We start from the raw sequence: 17,246 nt of genomic DNA, 5'->3' as shown, positions 1-17,246 counted from the left end.
AGGACAGCCCTCCGGACAGGTCCATTCGCGGCCGGCTTACGCCCGCCACCGGATGGATTGCAACCCCGGATCAGCTCCGCCAACACGCCTTCTCAAAAACCTACAATCAAGAATGATGCCAGAATTACCGTTACCCCTACCTCGCACCGGGAAGGTCCGAGCGCGCCATGTTTTCCCTTTACAAATTCGCCGCCGCTCCTTCTCGTAAAGGGCCCACACCGAACCCAAACATTCCGGCCCAACCGGGAGGACCCATATGAATCCTGCCAACCTTCCCTTTGATTCCGAGACCATGCTGCAGGGGCTACGGACCTGGGTCGAATGCGAAAGCCCCACCTGGGACGCCGGCGCGGTCGACCGCATGCTCGATCTTGCAGCGCGGGAGATGGCGATCATGGGTGCGACCATCGAACGCATCGCCGGGCGGCAGGGTTTTGCAGGCTGTGTTCGCGCGCGCTTCCCTCACCCGAAGCTGGGTGAGCCTGGAATCCTGATCGCGGGCCATCTCGACACCGTCCATCCCGTCGGCACGCTGGAAAAGCTGGCGTGGCGGCGCGAGGGCAACAAATGCTACGGCCCGGGCATCTTCGACATGAAGGGCGGCAACTACCTCAGCCTGGAGGCGATCCGGCAACTGGCGCGTGCATCGTTCACGACGCCGCTGCCGATCACAGTATTGTTCACGCCGGACGAAGAGGTCGGCACGCCGTCGACCCGCGACATCATCGAGGCCGAAGCCGCCCGCAACAAATATGTGCTGGTGCCGGAGCCGGGTCGCGCCAACAACGGCGTGGTCACCGGACGATATGCGATTGCCCGGTTCAATCTCGAAGCGATCGGCAAGCCGAGCCATGCCGGCGCCACGCTCTCATCCGGCCGTTCCGCGATCCGCGAGATGGCACGCCAGATTATCGCCATCGATGCCATGACGACTGAAGATTGCACTTTTTCGGTCGGCATCGTGCATGGCGGCCAGTGGGTGAACTGCGTCGCCACCACCTGCACCGGCGAGGCGCTCAGCATGGCCAAGCGGCAGGCAGATCTCGATCGCGGCGTCGAGCGCATGCTCGTGCTTTCCGGGACCAGCAATGACGTCACGTTCAAAGTCACCCGCGGCGTGACCCGGCCGGTGTGGGAGCCTGACGCCGGCACGATGGCGCTCTACGAACAGGCGCGCAACGTGGCCCGCAGCCTGGGCGTCGAGCTGCCGCACGCCAGCGCCGGCGGCGGCTCCGACGGCAACTTTACTGGCGCGATGGGTATCCCAACCCTCGATGGCCTGGGCGTTCGCGGTGCCGACGCGCATACGCTCAACGAACATATCGAAGTCGACAGTCTCGCCGAGCGCGGCCGCTTGATGGCGGGGTTGCTGGCGACATTGACGTGAGTGCCAGGCATCTCTCCCCATCATTGCCTGCGGCAAACGCAGAGCGTTTGCGCATGGGAGCAACGCTCCCAGGCAATGCCTAACGGCGCAAGCCGCTGCATGGATTGCTTCCGCCTTCGCTCGTTGAGCTACGGCGGACAGGTCGCTTCGCTCGCAATGACGCATGGGGCGGCATGCAAAACGGAATTGCTCCACGGCTTGCGCTTGGCGCAATGACACGCTTAACGTCCCCCAACGAGTGCACCGGTGAGAAAACTTGATGACCCGCATTGCCGTTGGTGCCTTTCTGCACGAGACCAACACGTTCGCGCCGACCAAGGCGACCTATGACGATTTCGTTCATGGTGGCGGCTGGCCGTCGATGGCGCATGGCGCCGACGTGCTCAAGGTGATGCGCAAGGTCAATATCGGCCTTGCCGGCTTTGTCGAAGCCGCCGAGGCCAATGGCTGGGAGCTGGTGCCGACGATCTCGGCGGCCGCTGTTCCATCAGCCCATGTCACCAAGGATGCCTTCGAACGCATCATGAAGGAAATGGTCGACGGCATCGCGGGCGCGGGGCCGATCGATGCCGTCTATCTCGACCTGCACGGCGCCATGGTCACCGAACATTACGACGACGGCGAAGGCGAAACGCTTGCCCGGGTGCGCAAGGTGATCGGCAAGGACCTGCCGCTGGTCGTCAGCCTCGACCTCCATGCCAACGTCTCGCCCGAGATGATGGAACATGCGGATGCGCTCATCGCCTACCGCACCTACCCTCACGTCGACATGGCCGACACCGGCCGGGCCTGTGCAAAGCATCTGGCGCTGATGCTCAAGAAAAAGGCGCGTTACGCAAAAGCCTTCCGGCAATTGCCGTTCCTGATTCCGATCAGCTGGCAATGCACCAACGACCAGCCGACCAAAGGCATCTACGAAAAACTGGCGGCGCTGGAGAGCGCTTCAGTTCCGACGCTGTCATTCGCGCCCGGATTTCCGGCCGCCGATTTCAGGGATTGTGGCCCCAGCGTATTCGCCTACGGCGCGACGCAGGCCGATGCGGATGCAGCCGCCGACAAACTGGTAGCGCTGATCGAGAGCCATGAGGACGATTTCGACGGCCGTATCTATTCGCCCGACGACGGCGTGCGCCACGCCATGGAATTGGCCAAGAATGCCAGCAAGCCTATCGTCATCGCCGACACCCAGGACAATCCCGGCGCCGGCGGCGATTCCGACACGACAGGAATGCTGCGGGCGCTGGTCCGCAACAAGGCGACGCGAGCGGCGACCGGCGTGATCTATGATCCGGAGTCAGCCAAGGCCGCGCATGCCGCAGGCGTCGGCGCGACCGTGACGCTTTCGCTCGGCGGCAAGTCCGGCATCCCGGGCGACGCGCCGTATCAGGAAACGTTCGTCGTCGAAAAACTGTCGGACGGCAAGTTCGTGGCGTCCGGCCCCTATTATGGCGGCCGCGACATGGAGATGGGACCGTCGGCGTGCCTGCGCATCGGCGATGTCCGTGTGGTCGTGAGTTCCTACAAGGCGCAACTCGCCGACCAGGCGATGTACCGCTATGTCGGGATCGAACCGACCGAACAGGCGATCCTGGTCAACAAGAGTTCGGTGCACTTCCGCGCCGACTTTGAGCCGATCGCCGAAAAACTGCTGATCTGCGCCGCGCCCGGCGCGATGCCGGCCGACACCGCCACCCTGCCCTGGACGCGGCTGCGTCCGGGTATCCGCATCAAGCCGAACGGCCCTGCCTTTGCGACTCCAGCCAAATCTCGTTCAACCGTAACCGGATAAACAGACATGCCCACCATCGAACGCATCGACGGCTTTGCCGAAGAACTCACCGCTATCAGGCGCGATCTTCATGCGCATCCCGAGATCGGCTTCGAGGAGGTCCGCACCTCAGGCATCGTCGCCGACAAGCTGACGCAATGGGGCATCGAGGTGCATCGCGGCCTTGGCGGCACCGGCGTCGTCGGCGTGCTCAAGGGCAAGGGCAACAGCGGCATGAAAATCGGCCTGCGCGCCGACATGGATGCGCTGCCGATGGAAGAGAACACCAATCTGCGCTGGCGCTCGACCATTCCCGGCCGCTTCCATGGCTGCGGCCATGACGGCCACACCACCATGCTGCTCGGCACCGCGCGCTATCTCGCCGAGACCAAAAATTTCGACGGCACCGTGCATTTCATCTTCCAGCCCGCCGAAGAAGGTCTCGGCGGCGCTCGCGCGATGATCAAGGACGGCCTGTTCCAGAAATTTCCCTGCGACGAGGTCTACGGCCTGCACAACGCCCCTGACCTGAACCACGGCGAGATCGCGATCCTGCCGGGCCCGGCGATGGCCGGCGCCGACTTCTTCGACATCACGATCGACGGCTACGGCGCCCATGGCGCGATGCCGGAACGCTCCAAGGATGCCGTGATCATCGCGACCACGCTGGCGCAGGCGCTGCAGACCGTCGTCAGCCGCAACGTCCCTCCACATCACCCGGCGGTGCTGTCGATCACGCAGATCCATGCCGGCTCGGCCTACAACGTCATTCCCGGCCAGGCCAAGCTGTGCGGCACGGTCCGCGCCTTCGATGACGGCGTGCGCGCGCTGATCCGCGAGCGCATGCGCGCGATCTGCGCCGGCATTGCCGCGGCGTTTCAGTGCGAGATCACCGCCGACATCCGCGACACCTTCAGCGTGCTGGTGAACCAGGAAGAGCAGTCGCGGATCGTTGAGGCGGTGGCGCGTACGGTGGTCGATCCGGACAAGGTGATCACCCGCACCGAGCCGAAAATGGGCAGCGAGGATTTCGCCGACATGATGCAGGCGGTGCCCGGCGCCTATTTCTGGGTCGGCCATGAAGGCTCGGTGCCGGTGCACAATCCCGGTTACGTCCTCGACGACAAGATACTGCCGATCGGCGCCAGCATGTTCGCGCGCATCATCGAGACCCGTATGCCAGTAGGTTAGGTGCCCATGCATAAAACCAAAAAAGAAGAAGAGGTCACGTCGCTGCACGATCTCAGCGCCGTCGACCTTCTCGCCGGCTATCGCGCCAAGCAGTTCTCGCCGTCGGAAGTGCTGGAGGAAGTCCTGGCGCATGTCGCGGCGTGGGAGCCGCACATCAAGGCGCTCTATCTGCTCGATCCCGAAGGCGCGCGCGCCGTCGCCAAAGCCTCGACCGACCGCTGGCAGAAGGGCGAGCCGGTCGGCACGCTCGACGGCGTGCCGGTGACGATCAAGGACAATATCGCCACCAAGGACCAGCCGGTGCCGCTCGGCGCTGCCAGCGTCAAGCTGGTGCCCTCACCGAAGGACGCGCCGCCGGCCGCCCGGCTGCGCGAAGCCGGCTCCATCATCTTCTCCAAAACGACGATGCCGGATTACGGCATGCTGTCGTCGGGCCTTTCGAGCTTCCATCCCCTCACCCGCAATCCCTGGGACCTCAGCAAGAACCCCGGCGGATCCTCTTCCGGCGCCGGCGCCACCGGCGCGGCCGGTTACGGTCCGCTGCATCTCGGAACGGATATCGGCGGCTCTGTGCGGCTGCCGGCCTGCTGGTGCGGCCTGGTCGGGCTGAAGCCCAGCCTCGGGCGCGTTCCGATGGAGCCGTTCTATGTCGGCCGCGTCGCGGGGCCGATGACCCGCACCGTCGACGATGCAGCGCTGATGATGAGCGTGCTGTCGCGGCCGGACCGGCGCGACGGCATGAGCCTGCCCGCGCATGAGATCAACTGGAAGGGGCTCGACAAATCGCCGCGCAAAGTGCGGATCGGGTTGATGCTCGATGCCGGCACCGGCCAGCCGCTGGAGAAGGAAGTGCGCGAGGTCGCAGTCAAAGCCGCCAAGGCGTTCGAATCCGCCGGCGCGGTCGTTACCGAAATCGACGGCATATTGACGCGTGAGATGCTCGACGGGATCGATAATTTCTTTCGCGCGCGAAGCTGGGACGATATTTCCAGGCTGACGCCGGAGGAGCGCGCCAAGACGTTGCCTTACATCCTTCAATGGGCAGAGGCCGGCGCGAAGCTCTCAGGCCTTGATGTCATCAGGGGCTTCAACGCCACCATGGCGATCCGCACCGCCGCGGCAAAGCTGTTCTGCGATCTCGATTACGTAGTTTCTCCGGTGTCGCCGGTGGTGAACTTCCCGGCCGAGTTCGCCTCCCCGGTCAACGATCCCACGAAACCGTTCGAGCACATCGCCTATACCGTGCCGTGGAATATGTCGGAGAACCCGGCGGTCTCGATCAATGGCGGCTACGACAAGAAGGGCTTTCCGATCGGAGTGCAGATCGTCGGACGGCGTTTCGACGATCTCGGCGTGCTAGGCATGGCCAAGGCGTTCGAGGGCCTGCGCGGCCCGCAAAAGCCGTGGCCGGCCCCGCCGAAGAAGTAGTTTTCTCCGTCATTCCGGGGCGTTGCGCAGCAACGAGCCCGGAATCTCGAGATTCCGGCTTCGCCGCTTTGCGACGCCCCGGAATGACGGGTACAAATCACCAAACAAAGATACAGCAGAGGAAACCCCATGGCGTATGAGACCATCAAGTACGAGGTCGCCGAGCAGATTCTCACCATCACCCTGAACCGGCCCGACAAGCTCAACGCCTTCAACGGCACCATGCAGCAGGAATTGATCGACGCCTTCGACGCGGCCGACAAGGACGACAATGTCAGGGCCATCATCGTCACCGGCGCCGGCCGCGGCTTTTGCGCCGGCGCCGACCTCTCCTCCGGCGCCAACACGTTCGATCGCGACGCGCGGCGTGGGCCGGTGAAGCGGCTTGCGGATGGCACTGTCGACTACAGCGATCCGCAGGTGCGCGACGGCGGCGGACAGGTGACGCTGCGCATCTTCAAATGCTTAAAACCCGTGATCGCGGCGGTGAACGGCCCGGCGGTCGGCATCGGCGTCACCATGCAGCTCGCGATGGACATACGCATCGCGAGCGAAGCCGCGCGCTTCGGTTTTGTGTTCTCCCAGCGCGGCATCGTGCCCGAGGCCGCCTCGAGCTGGTTCCTGCCGCGCCTCGTCGGCATCGCCCAGGCGCTGGAGTGGTGCTACACCGGCCGTGTATTCCCGGCGCAGGAAGCTTTGGCCGGCCGCCTCGTCAGCAAGGTGGTGCCGCCGGATGATTTGCTGCCGACCGCCCGCGCACTCGCCAAGGAAATCGCCGCCAAGACCGCGCCGGTTTCTGTCGCGCTGATCCGCCAGATGATGTGGCGCATGATGGGCGCCGACGATCCGATGGAAGCCCACAAGGTCGACAGCCGCGGCATCTATGCGCGCGGACGCTCCGACGACGTCAAGGAAGGCGTGGTGTCGTTCCTGGAAAAGCGCCCGGCGCAATTCAAGAACAAGGTTTCGTCAGATATGCCCGACTATTACCCGTGGTGGGACGAGCGGGAGTACAAGTGACCGCGCAGCGGTCATCCCGGGGCGCGAAGCGAACCCGGGATCTCGAGATTCCGGGTTCGATGCTCCGCATCGCCCCGGAATGACCGACAATGGAAGTACCCGAAAGTAACGACGGCGTCGTCCTGCTGCATGGCATCGGCAGCGAGATCGCCGATCGCCTGAAGAAGGTTTCGCTCTACCGCGCCTGGTTCGGCCCCGCCGGCGAGCAGCTCGTGACCCGGCGCGATGCGGCAACCGGCGCGCTGTTTCCACCGGTCGATTATCCCGTCGGCATCATCGCGGGAAACAAGTCGATCGATCCGACATCCTCATTGTTCCTGCCGAAGCCGCATGACGGCAGGGTATCGGTGGAGAATACCAAACTCGACGGGATGGCGGATCATGTTGTGATCGGCACGGCGCATCCCTGGCTGCCGGGGAATCGTGTGGCGATTGCGCAGACGATTGCGTTTCTGAGGGATGGAAGGTTTAGCCGAATGTAAAATCCGTCATTGCGAGGAGCGCAGCGACGAAGCAATCCATCTCTCATCACCGAAGTCGCCGTGAGATGGATTGCTTCGCTTCGCTCGCAATGACGGATGTGGCAGTTACCCCATCATCAGCGCCACACGGCCGATTGCCTTGCGGTCGATCAACAGCCGCATCGCGCGGGCGTAGTCTTGCAGCGGCAGGCGGTGCGAGATGTTGGGACGGATTTTTCCGGCTTCCGCCCACTCCGTCAGCGCCTTGATCCTGACCTCGCCGAGCGCGGGATTTTTCCGCACCGCTTCGCCGGCGCGCACGCCGAGTACGCTGGCGCCCTTGATCATCAGGAGATTGGTTTTGGCGAGCCCGATGCCGCCGGTGAATCCGATGATCAAGAGCCGCGCGCCCCAGTTGATGCAGCGCATAGAGTTCTCGAACACCTCGCCGCCGACGGGGTCAAACACGACATCCGCGCCGCGCCCGTCGGTGATGCGTTTGACCGCGTCGCGAAACGGCTCCTGGTCATAGCGCACCAGATGATCGGCGCCCCTCGCCTTGGCGATCGCAAGCTTTTCGTCGCTCGATGCGGTCGCAATCACGGTGGCGCCAAGCAACTTGCCGATCTCGACAGCGGCAAGCCCGACCCCGCCACCGGCGCCATGCACCAGCAACACTTCGCCCGGCTGCACCTGCCCGCGATCGATCAGCGCATGATAGGCAGTACCGTGACCGGCCAGGAACGTCGCGCCCTCCGCATAGTCGAAGGTCGAGGGCAGCCGCACGAGTTGCGACGGCGTGGCCACGGCCTCGTCGCAATAAGCGCCATGGCGCATCTTGACGATCACCTTGTCACCCACCATGACACCCGTTGCGTCGTTCACCTCGACGACATCGCCTGCGGCTTCAACGCCCGGCGTGAACGGCAATGGCGGTTTGAGTTGATACTGACCGGCCGCCATCAGAACGTCGGGGAAATTGATCCCGGCGGCGCGGATCGCAACACGCACCTGCCCCGGCACCAGCGGCGCCGAGTCGAACGTTTCGAGACGCAGGCTCTCGGGCGGACCCAACTCGCGGCAGACGACGGCTTTCGGCATCAGGCGGCTTTCTCTTGGAGACGCAGCACGGCTTCGCGGATCAGCGGCATCCGGTCGTTGCCAAAGTACATGTCGGTCTTGCCGACGAAGATGGTCGGCGATCCAAAGCCGCCCCGCGCCATCACCTCATCGGTGTTGGCCTTGAGCTGGTCCTTGATCGCCTGCTCGCCAATGCCGGCAAAGAACTTGACGTGATCGACGCCGACGCTCTTGCAGACTTCCGTCAATACCGAGTCCTGCGAAATGTCCTTGTCGCCGCCCCAATAGGTCTCGAACACGGCGCGCGCGAACGGCACCATGTGCTTTTCAGATTCTCTGCCCAGCCAGATGCAGCCGCGCATCGCCTTGACGCTGTTCACCGGAAACACCGTCGGCGGCATCTTGATCGCAAGCCCCGCGGAGCGCGCCCAGTCGGCAAGGTCCTTTTTCATGTAGCGCGCCTTCAGCGGCACCGGCGTTTCGCGCTGGGCGTAAACGCTGGGATTGACCGTGTTGAAGATGCCGCCGACCAGGATCGGCCGCCACGAAATCTCGACGCCGAGCTCTTTTGCAAGCGGCTGGATGTTGTGGAAGGCGAGATAGGTCCAGGGACTGGAACAGTCGAAGAAGAATTCGATCATGGGGACTCCTTTTGTGTTTCTAGTTCGTCATTGCGAGCGAAGCGAAGCAATCCATGTCACCGCAAAAAGCAAGAATGGATTGCTTCGTCGCTTCGCTCCTCGCAATGACGCTGTGGTGACATTTACTTCCGTCCGGCCATTTCCTTCGCCTTCGCGCCAAACATGTTCCTGCGCGCTTCCTCGTCGAACGGTTCTTTCACGAACTTGCCGATCGCCAATCCCGCCTGCACCTGCGGCCGGGCGCGCACGACGGCGTACCAGCGCTTGATGTTGGGATAATCGTCGAGCGTAAAGCCCTGTGCCTTGTGGGTCATGGTCCAGGGGAAGCAGGCGATGTCGGCGATCGAATACTCGCCCGCGATATAGGCCCCGGTCTTGCCGAGCTGCGTGTCGAGCACCCGGTAGAGCCGCGCGGCCTCGTCGCGGTAGCGCTCGATCGCGTATGGGATCTTTTCCTGCGCATAGAGCGCGAAATGGCCGTGCTGGCCGAGCATGGGCCCGAGCCCACTCATCTGCCACATCACCCATTGCACCGCATGGGAACGGCCGCGCATGTCTGTGGGCAAAAAGCGGCCGGTCTTCTCCGCGAGATAAATCAGGATCGCACCGGTCTCGAACACCGAGAACGGCGCGCCGCCGTCGGCCGGCGCATGGTCGACGATGGCCGGAATGCGGTTGTTGGGACTGAGGCTAAGGAATTCCGGCTTGAATTGCTCGCCGGCGCGGATGTTGACCGGGATCACGGTATAGGGAAGCCCGAGTTCCTCCAGCATGATCGAGATTTTCCAGCCATTGGGCGTCGGCGCGTAATGCAGGTCGATCATGGCTCCCCCAGCGTCCGGGATTTTCGAATTATTCCCGGTAATGGCGACTTTTGTTGTTCTGTACGGCGATCATAAGACATGGCAGACAGGCGCTCAATCAGAACCACCCGGGAGGCTCCCATGCTGTTTCCAACGACGATCGCAGGCTCACTTCCGAAGCCGGAATGGCTGGCCGAGCCGAACACGCTATGGGCGCCCTGGAAATCCAAGGGCGATGAACTCGCCCGCGCCAAGCGCGACGCCACCATGCTGGCCGTAAAACTGCAGGAGGATTCCGGCATCGATATCCTCACCGAGGGCGAGCAGGCCCGCCAGCATTTCGTCCACGGCTTTCTGGAAAAGGTCGACGGCATCGACTTCGCCCACAAGGTCGAGATGGGTATCCGCAAGGATCGCTACAAGGCGATGGTGCCGCAGGTGGTGGCGCCGTTGACGCTGAAAGGCCGCGTCCATGCCGATGAGGCCCGCGTTGCCCGAGCCCATACCGGACGCAAGCTCAAATTCACTTTGCCCGGCCCGATGACCATCATCGACACCGTGGCGGACGGCCATTATGGCGACCGCGTCAAGATGGCGTTCGCCTTTGCCGAACTGTTGAACGAGGAAGCTCGGGCGCTGCAGGCCGACGGCGTCGATATCATCCAGTTCGACGAGCCCGCCTTCAACGTGTTCATGGACGAGGTTTCGGACTGGGGCATCAAGGCGCTGGAGCGCGCCGCGCAGGGGCTGACCTGCGCCACCGCCGTGCACATCTGCTACGGCTACGGCATCAAGGCCAACACCGACTGGAAGGAAACCCTGGGCAGCGAGTGGCGGCAGTACGAGGAAATTTTCCCGGCGATCGCCAAGAGCTCGATCCAGCAGGTCGCGATCGAGTGCCGCAATTCCAAGGTGCCGCTGGACTTGCTGGCGCTGTTGACCGGCAAGATCGTCCAGGCCGGCGTGATCGACGTCGCCAGCGACACGGTCGAGACCGCAGAAGACGTCGTCAAGGTGATCGACGCGGTGTCGAAATTCGTGCCGAAGGCCAACATCGTCGCGACCACCAATTGCGGCATGGCGCCGATGCGCCGGGATATTGCCGAGGCGAAGCTGGCGGCGCTGGGTGCCGGCGCGAAGCTGGCGCGGCAGCAGTTGGGGTGAGCAGCGCTCCCAACCACCGTCATGGCCGGGCATAGCCGTCTGAAGGACGGCGCCGCTTCCGCTCGCCTATGCCCGGCCATCCACGTCTTTCTTCGATGAGCACAGAAAGACGTGGATGCCCGGCACAAGGCCGGGCATGACGAAGGATAGAGTCCGGCTCAATCCGTCAATTCACCCGCACTGGGATGCAACACCGGCCGATACCCCGCGCCCATTGCACGCAGCGTCGACGGCGGCGTCAGCAGCATCGCATCCTCGATCGCTTCATTGACCTCACGATAACCCGCCATCGACCATTGCAGCGGCCTGCCCGCCACGATCAGAAAACTTTCCGCTCCCGCCTGCACCATCGCGCCATCGGGCAGCCTCTCCACCGGCAGCGGCAGCGAATGCAGCCGCTTCTTGCCCTTATCCAGCCGCTCCCGATGCAGCACAGCGTCAATATCTCGCGCGAGGACATCGGCGACGCCATTGCCCTCTTCCCACGCCGCGCGAAAACGGTTGGCGTCGTCGCGGCGGCAGAAGAAACAGGGGCGATGGCCAGCCGCGAACGCGGTCGCTTCATCGAGGAAGAACAGTTCGGTCCAGCTGCGCGTGCCCATCACCTGGCGCCGCCATCCCCTGAACTCGCAGACACAGGTGATCCACGCCGGGCTCGCCCAGTGCTTTTTCAGCAGCGTTTTCGTGAGGGGATCATGGATGATGCCGCGATTGCCGGTGTACAGGCCGCGGTGCGGGTCGGCGACGATGTCGCCTGAGGGCGTGACGCGGTTTTGCAGCGGCATGGAAAGTCCAATCGTCATTCCGGGGCGATGCGAAGCATCGAACCCGGAATCTCGAGATTCCGGGTCTGGTCCTTCGGACCATCCCGGAATGACGGCAAGACCTACCCCGCACCATCCCGGATCGGCGGCTGGAACGACAGGGCGGTGTCCCAGGGAAAGTGAATCCAGGTGTCCTGCGACACTTCGGTAATGAAAGTATCGACCAGCGGCTTGCCCTGCGGCTTGGCGTAAACAGCTGCGAAATGCGCCTCCGGCATCATCGATCGCACCAGCCGCCCGGTCTTGCCGGTATCGACGAGGTCGTCGACGATCAACAGCCCCTTGCCGGTACCGCCGCCGAGTTTTGCCACGTCCGCCGAAACGCCCTTCAGAGCCTTCAGGTCGCCCTGTCTGGTGTGGTCATAGCTCGCAATGCAGACGGTATCGATGATGCGAATGCCGAGTTCGCGCGCAACGATGGCGGCCGGCACCAGCCCACCACGGGTAATCGCAATGATGGCATGAAACGGCCCGACCTCGTTGAGTCGCCAGGTCAGCGCCCGGCAATCCCGGTGAAATTGATCCCACGACACGGGAAAGGCCTTCTCCGGCGGAGTGACTTTTTCACTCGTCATGACTTCGCTCCAAAACGATTGGCCACCTTTGATCTCCTCAACTATAGCGACTTTGCCATCTCGCTGGTCGCCGACCAGCCCAGTTGCGCGTACAGCGGCCGTCCCACCTTGGTGGCATGCAGTATCGCGAAAGCCACGCCTCGCCTGGCGAATTCCTGGTCCGCCCGGTCCATCAGCGCTTTGGCAATTCCCCGTTTGCGATGCGACGGCTCGACAAACACGTTGAGCACGTAGCCGCGCCTGTCCTGCGTCGGATGGGAGGGGCCCGGCGGCCACTCGATGGTCATCAGCCCGATTCCCGCGATGGGCCTGCCGTGTTCCTCGACGATATAGCCGAAATACGATCCGTCACCGAGGTGTTTGGCCAGCCAGGGTCGAAAATGCGCGGTCTGAGTCTCCAGGATCTCTTCGGTTCTGCCCGGCGCGTCGGATTCGCGGAACATCTGTTCGCGGTGCCGGCACACCAGTTCGAGATCGTCGGCGCGGATTGGCCTGGTCGAAATCATCGGTGCTATCGCGGCGTGTTCAAACCCGCCAGCATCTCCTTCACCGCAGCCATCGCGGCGGCGAGCTTGTCGGGATCGCGCGAGCGGACCACGAGATTGGTGTTCGGCTTCTTGTCTTCGTCCTGGAACGGATAGCTGCCGATGATGGTGTCGGGATGGGCGCTCGCGATCGCGCGCAAGGGGCCACCGATGTCGCCTTCCCGCGCATTCGCCCGGACTGAATCCGACAGCATCCGCACGCCCGATTTCAGCTTCGGCGCGACGATGTCCATCATCGCCTGCATGATCGTGGGAATGCCGGCCATCACGATAACGTTGCCGAGCTTGAACCCGGGCGCCAGGATAGTCGCGCTCTGGATCAGTTCGGCACCGTCAGGGACGCGGGCCATGCGCAAGCGCGCCTCGTTCAGATCCTGCTCGGTCCAGCGTTCGCGGAATCGGGCCACCACCTCGGGGTGATGATCAATGCCGACGCCGAACGCCTTGGCGACGCTGTCGGCGGTGATGTCGTCATGTGTCGGCCCGATGCCACCGGTGGTAAAGACGTAATCGTAGCGCTTTCGCAGTGCATCAAGGGCGGCGATGATGTCGGCCTCCTCGTCGGCAACGACGCGGACTTCCTTGAGGTCGATCCCGATATTGGTCAGGTACTCGGCGATGAAGCCGATGTTCTTGTCCTTGGTCCGGCCGGACAGGATCTCGTCACCAATGACCAGAATACCCGCTGTGACGATCTCACTCATTTCCAATCCTCGTCTTATCCCCTGACCTTGCGCATCCAACGCATTGAAGTCACGGGGCTTTGCTGCCGAAATAAGCACCCGGCAGCCGGTTTTTGAGGCAGCACGGGGAAACAACCCCATACCAAATGCCCCAGCCCATGCATATCGCGCTGGCCCGGCCCTTGCTACCATCCCGTGAAGTCATGCACTGTGTCGCATGGCTTCGAAAGATAGTCAGGATTTATGGCAGTCGCGTTTGATGAAATGAATGGCCCCGGCGGGGACCTCCGGCCCGCCTACCAGGAACTCTCCCGCTGGTTGAAGGAGACGCCTCCGGACGCCCTTGAATATCGCCGCCAGGAAGCGGAGCTGTTGTTCCGCAGGATCGGTATCACCTTCGCCGTCTATGGCGACGCCGAAGCGCAGGAACGGCTGATCCCCTTTGACGTGATCCCCCGGATCATGTCGGCCAAGGAATGGACGCTGCTGGAAAAGGGCCTGAAGCAGCGGGTCCGCGCCCTCAACATGTTCCTGCGCGACATCTATCACGGCCGCGACATCCTGCGCGCCAATATCATCCCCGACGATCTGATCTTCCAGAATCCGGTATTCCGCCCCGAGATGAACGGCCAGGACGTCCCCCACGACGTCTACGTCCATATCGCCGGGATCGATATCGTCCGGGTCGACGCCGACAATTTCATCGTGCTGGAGGATAATGCGCGGACCCCGTCCGGCGTGTCCTACATGCTGGAAAACCGCGAAATCATGATGCGGCTGTTTCCGGACCTGTTCGCCCGCCACCGCGTCGCACCGGTGGAGAAATACCCCGACGAACTGCTGTCGGCGCTGCGCTCGGTGGCGCCGCTCTCCGCTTCCGCCGAGCCGACGGTCGCGCTGATGACGCCGGGCGTCTACAATTCAGCCTATTACGAGCACTCGTTCCTGGCCGACAAGCTCGGCATCGAGCTGGTCGAGGGCCGCGACCTCATCGTCAAGAACGACGAGGTGTTCATGCGCACCACCGAGGGCCTCAAACGCGTCGATGTGATCTACCGCCGCGTCGACGACGACTTCCTGGATCCCCTGACCTTCCGCCCCGATTCCGCGCTCGGCGTGCCCGGGCTGATGTCGGCCTATGCGGCCGGCAACGTCACGCTGGCCAACGCCGTCGGCACCGGCATCGCCGACGACAAGGCGGTCTATTCCTACATGCCGGACATCGTGAAATTCTATCTCGGCGAAGAGCCGATCCTGAAGAACGTGCCAACCTGGCGCTGCCGCGAGTCGAAGGACCTCGCCTACGTGCTCGACAACCTCGGCGATCTCGTGGTCAAGGAAGTGCACGGCTCGGGCGGCTACGGCATGCTGATCGGCCCCGCCGCCACCAAGGCGACCATTGAAGCGTTCCGCGACAAGCTCAAGCGCGAGCCCGAAGGGTTTATCGCGCAGCCGACGCTGGCGCTGTCGACCTGCCCGACCTGCACCGCATCGGGCCTCGCGCCGCGCCATGTCGACCTCCGGCCGTTTGTGCTGACCGGGCGCGATCACGTCACCATCGTGCCGGGCGGGCTGACCCGCGTGGCGCTGAAGGAAGGCTCCCTGGTGGTCAATTCGAGCCAGGGCGGCGGCACCAAGGACACCTGGATTCTGGACGAATAGAGATGCTGTCGCGCACCGCCGAAAACCTGTACTGGCTGGCCCGCTATGTCGAGCGCGCGGAATATCTCGCGCGCACCATCGACGCGACCTTGCGCGTGACCGCCCTTCCCGCCGCCTATATCGGCAAGACCAATGAATGGGATTCCGCGCTGTTGACCGCCGGCGTGAGCGCCAGCTTCTATGAGGCCTATCAGGAAGCCAACGAACAGAACGTCGTCGAGTACCTGGCGTTCTCGCCGTCCAACCCCTCCTCGATCAAGAATTGCATCGAGGCCGCCCGGCTCAATTCCCGCTCCGTGCGCACGGCACTGACGAGTGAGATGTGGGACACCATCAACTCGGCCTGGATCGAGCTGCAGGAGGTCTGGGGTAAAGGCACGTCGAGCCGAGAAGAGCTGGCGAGATTCCTGCGCTTCGTGCAGGAGACCTCGCTGCGCTTCGACGGTTCCGCTTACCGGACCATGCTGCGCAACGACGCCTACTGGTTCTCCCGCCTCGGGCTGCATCTGGAGCGCGCCGACAACACCGCCCGCATTCTCGACGTGAAATATCACGTGCTGCTGCCCGAGGAGGAACATGTCGGCGGGCCGCTGGATTATTACCAGTGGACCTCGATCCTGCGCTCGGTGTCGGCGCTGACGGCCTATCACTGGGTCTACCGCGAGACGCTGAAACCCTGGCTGATCGCTGATTTGCTGATCCTCAACGATACGCTGCCGCGCTCGCTGGCGAGCTGCTACAGCAATCTGGTGCGGAACCTCGACCAGATCGGCGTCGCCTATGGCCGCCAGGGCGCCTCCCAGCGCCACGCCCGCGGCGTCCGCAACCGACTTGAACACAGCCATATGGACGATATCTTCCAGCATGGCGTCCATGAGTTCATCCAGGAATTCATTGCGGACAACGCACGGCTGGGTGAGATCATCACCAAGCAATATCTGATATGATGTACGTCATTCCGGGATGGTCCGAAGGACCAGACCCGGAATCTCGAGATTCCGGGTTCGATGCTGCGCATCGCCCCGGGATGACAACGCAGAAAAGTAACGGTCTGCCATGCGCCTGCGAATTGCCCATACCACCAGCTATCGCTACGAGCCGCCCGCCTCTGGCGTGATCCAGATCCTGCGGATGACGCCCGGCAGCCATGACGGGCAGTATGTCGCCGAGTGGCAGATCGACGTCTCTACCGATTCCCGGCTCGACATGCACCAGGACGCGTTCGGCAATGTCACGCATGTGCTGACTCACGGGCCGCTCGCCGACCTCACCATCAATGTCGAGGGCCTGATCGAGACCCACGACACCGGCGGCGTGCTGCGCGGCACCGACGAGCGTTTCCCGCCGAGCCTGTTCCTGCGCTCCACCGCGCTCACCGAAGTCAATCCGGCGATGGCGACCTTTGCCCGCGAGATGCGCTCCGAATCGGGCGACGACGTGCTCGGCTTCCTGCATGCGCTGATGGTGCAGATCAACGAGCACATGACGTTCGACGAGGATCCGACCAACAGCGGCACCTCGGCGGCGGAAGCCTTCGCTTTGAAGCGCGGCGTGTGCCAGGACTACGCGCATATCTTCATCGCCTGCGCGCGCTCGGGCGGCGTGCCGGCGCGCTTCGTCTCCGGGCATTTCCTGCGCTCCGACGGCACCGTCAACCAGCAGGCCGGCCACGCCTGGGCCGAAGCCTTCGTGCCTGATCTCGGCTGGGTCGGTTTCGACGCCGCCAACGGCATCTGCACGACGGACGCCCACGCCCGCATCGCCATCGGGCTGGATTATCTCGGCGCGGCCCCTGTCCGCGGCACCCGCTATGGCGGCGGCAACGAGACGCTGACGGTTGCGGTCAAGGTAGAACAGGCCGGCGGCCGGTCGGGGCAGTGGCAGAGCCAGTCGTAGGGAACAACGCCCTCACCGTCATTGCGAGGAGCGCTTGCGACGAAGCAATCCATACTTGCTTTGCCGCACGATGGATTGCTTCGCTTCGCTCGCAATGACGTGGATAGTCCCCGCCTCG

17 protein-coding genes are annotated in these 17,246 nt (G+C 63.4%); 10 read left to right on the top strand and 7 right to left on the bottom strand.

The annotated features are described in order from the left end of the window. The first annotated feature begins 256 nt into the window (after positions 1-256). The 6 genes from JQ629_RS20775 (at position 257) to JQ629_RS20750 (ending at position 7,276) form a co-directional block, all read left to right on the top strand. Entirely contained in the window at positions 257-1,387 is a 1,131-nt protein-coding gene (locus tag JQ629_RS20775; RefSeq protein WP_212414247.1) for a M20/M25/M40 family metallo-hydrolase, read from the top strand. Between the two features lie 259 nt (positions 1,388-1,646). Next, the gene (locus JQ629_RS20770; protein ID WP_212414246.1) at positions 1,647-3,176 is read left to right on the top strand and encodes a M81 family metallopeptidase; all 1,530 of its coding nucleotides are present in this window, start codon (positions 1,647-1,649) and stop codon (positions 3,174-3,176) included. A gap of 6 nt (positions 3,177-3,182) precedes the next feature. After that, on the top strand, positions 3,183-4,346 hold the full coding sequence (locus JQ629_RS20765) for a M20 aminoacylase family protein (protein WP_212414245.1): 1,164 nt from the start codon (positions 3,183-3,185) through the stop codon (positions 4,344-4,346). A 6-nt stretch (positions 4,347-4,352) separates the two neighbouring features. After that, the gene (locus JQ629_RS20760) at positions 4,353-5,774 is read left to right on the top strand and encodes an amidase (RefSeq protein ID WP_212414244.1); all 1,422 of its coding nucleotides are present in this window, start codon (positions 4,353-4,355) and stop codon (positions 5,772-5,774) included. 129 nt (positions 5,775-5,903) lie between these two features. After that, positions 5,904-6,794: a crotonase/enoyl-CoA hydratase family protein gene (locus JQ629_RS20755; protein ID WP_212414243.1), complete on the top strand. Its 891-nt coding sequence runs from the start codon at positions 5,904-5,906 to the stop codon at positions 6,792-6,794. 89 nt (positions 6,795-6,883) lie between these two features. Then, positions 6,884-7,276, top strand: coding sequence for a hypothetical protein (locus tag JQ629_RS20750; protein WP_212414242.1), 393 nt, complete (start codon positions 6,884-6,886; stop codon positions 7,274-7,276). A gap of 105 nt (positions 7,277-7,381) precedes the next feature. Here JQ629_RS20750 and JQ629_RS20745 read toward each other — a convergent pair whose 3' ends face one another. The 3 genes from JQ629_RS20745 to JQ629_RS20735 form a co-directional block, all read right to left on the bottom strand. After that, on the bottom strand, positions 7,382-8,356 hold the full coding sequence (locus tag JQ629_RS20745) for an NADPH:quinone oxidoreductase family protein (RefSeq protein WP_212414241.1): 975 nt from the start codon (positions 8,354-8,356) through the stop codon (positions 7,382-7,384). Next, entirely contained in the window at positions 8,356-8,976 is a 621-nt protein-coding gene (locus JQ629_RS20740; protein ID WP_212414240.1) for a 2-hydroxychromene-2-carboxylate isomerase, read from the bottom strand. Before JQ629_RS20740 ends, JQ629_RS20745 begins: the two co-directional genes overlap by 1 nt. 122 nt (positions 8,977-9,098) lie before the next feature. Continuing rightward, the gene (locus JQ629_RS20735) at positions 9,099-9,800 is read right to left on the bottom strand and encodes a glutathione S-transferase N-terminal domain-containing protein (RefSeq protein WP_212414239.1); all 702 of its coding nucleotides are present in this window, start codon (positions 9,798-9,800) and stop codon (positions 9,099-9,101) included. Between the two features lie 120 nt (positions 9,801-9,920). Here JQ629_RS20735 and JQ629_RS20730 point away from each other — a divergent pair, with 120 nt between their 5' ends. Then, complete coding sequence (locus JQ629_RS20730; protein ID WP_212414238.1) at positions 9,921-10,943, top strand: methionine synthase; 1,023 nt, start codon at positions 9,921-9,923, stop codon at positions 10,941-10,943. 158 nt (positions 10,944-11,101) lie between these two features. Here the strand turns inward: JQ629_RS20730 and JQ629_RS20725 are convergent, their stop codons facing one another. The 4 genes from JQ629_RS20725 to JQ629_RS20710 form a co-directional block, all read right to left on the bottom strand. Then, complete coding sequence (locus tag JQ629_RS20725; RefSeq protein WP_212414237.1) at positions 11,102-11,728, bottom strand: hypothetical protein; 627 nt, start codon at positions 11,726-11,728, stop codon at positions 11,102-11,104. Between the two features lie 101 nt (positions 11,729-11,829). After that, positions 11,830-12,342 (bottom strand): xanthine phosphoribosyltransferase, encoded by a 513-nt coding sequence (gene gpt, locus JQ629_RS20720; RefSeq protein WP_212265872.1) that lies wholly within the window; start codon positions 12,340-12,342, stop codon positions 11,830-11,832. 41 nt (positions 12,343-12,383) lie between these two features. Next, positions 12,384-12,848 carry a GNAT family N-acetyltransferase gene (locus tag JQ629_RS20715; RefSeq protein ID WP_212414236.1) on the bottom strand — a complete coding sequence of 155 codons (465 nt, stop codon included), beginning with the start codon at positions 12,846-12,848 and terminating at the stop codon, positions 12,384-12,386. A 5-nt stretch (positions 12,849-12,853) separates the two neighbouring features. Continuing rightward, positions 12,854-13,591, bottom strand: a complete 738-nt coding sequence (locus JQ629_RS20710) for a competence/damage-inducible protein A (RefSeq protein WP_211996254.1) — start codon at positions 13,589-13,591, stop codon at positions 12,854-12,856. A gap of 222 nt (positions 13,592-13,813) precedes the next feature. On the opposite strand from JQ629_RS20710, the gene JQ629_RS20705 reads away from it, so the two are divergent. The 3 genes from JQ629_RS20705 to JQ629_RS20695 all read left to right on the top strand — a co-directional run bounded on the left by JQ629_RS20705 (position 13,814) and on the right by JQ629_RS20695 (position 17,128). Next, positions 13,814-15,232 carry a circularly permuted type 2 ATP-grasp protein gene (locus tag JQ629_RS20705; protein ID WP_212414235.1) on the top strand — a complete coding sequence of 473 codons (1,419 nt, stop codon included), beginning with the start codon at positions 13,814-13,816 and terminating at the stop codon, positions 15,230-15,232. A gap of 2 nt (positions 15,233-15,234) precedes the next feature. After that, entirely contained in the window at positions 15,235-16,179 is a 945-nt protein-coding gene (locus JQ629_RS20700; protein ID WP_212265874.1) for an alpha-E domain-containing protein, read from the top strand. Between the two features lie 109 nt (positions 16,180-16,288). Further along, entirely contained in the window at positions 16,289-17,128 is an 840-nt protein-coding gene (locus tag JQ629_RS20695) for a transglutaminase family protein (protein ID WP_212386905.1), read from the top strand. Positions 17,129-17,246: the final 118 nt, after the last annotated feature.

It is taken from the genome of Bradyrhizobium sp. AUGA SZCCT0222 (genome assembly GCF_018130205.1).
Classification (GTDB): domain Bacteria; phylum Pseudomonadota; class Alphaproteobacteria; order Rhizobiales; family Xanthobacteraceae; genus Bradyrhizobium.
This window is presented reverse-complemented; position numbering and strand designations above follow the sequence as displayed.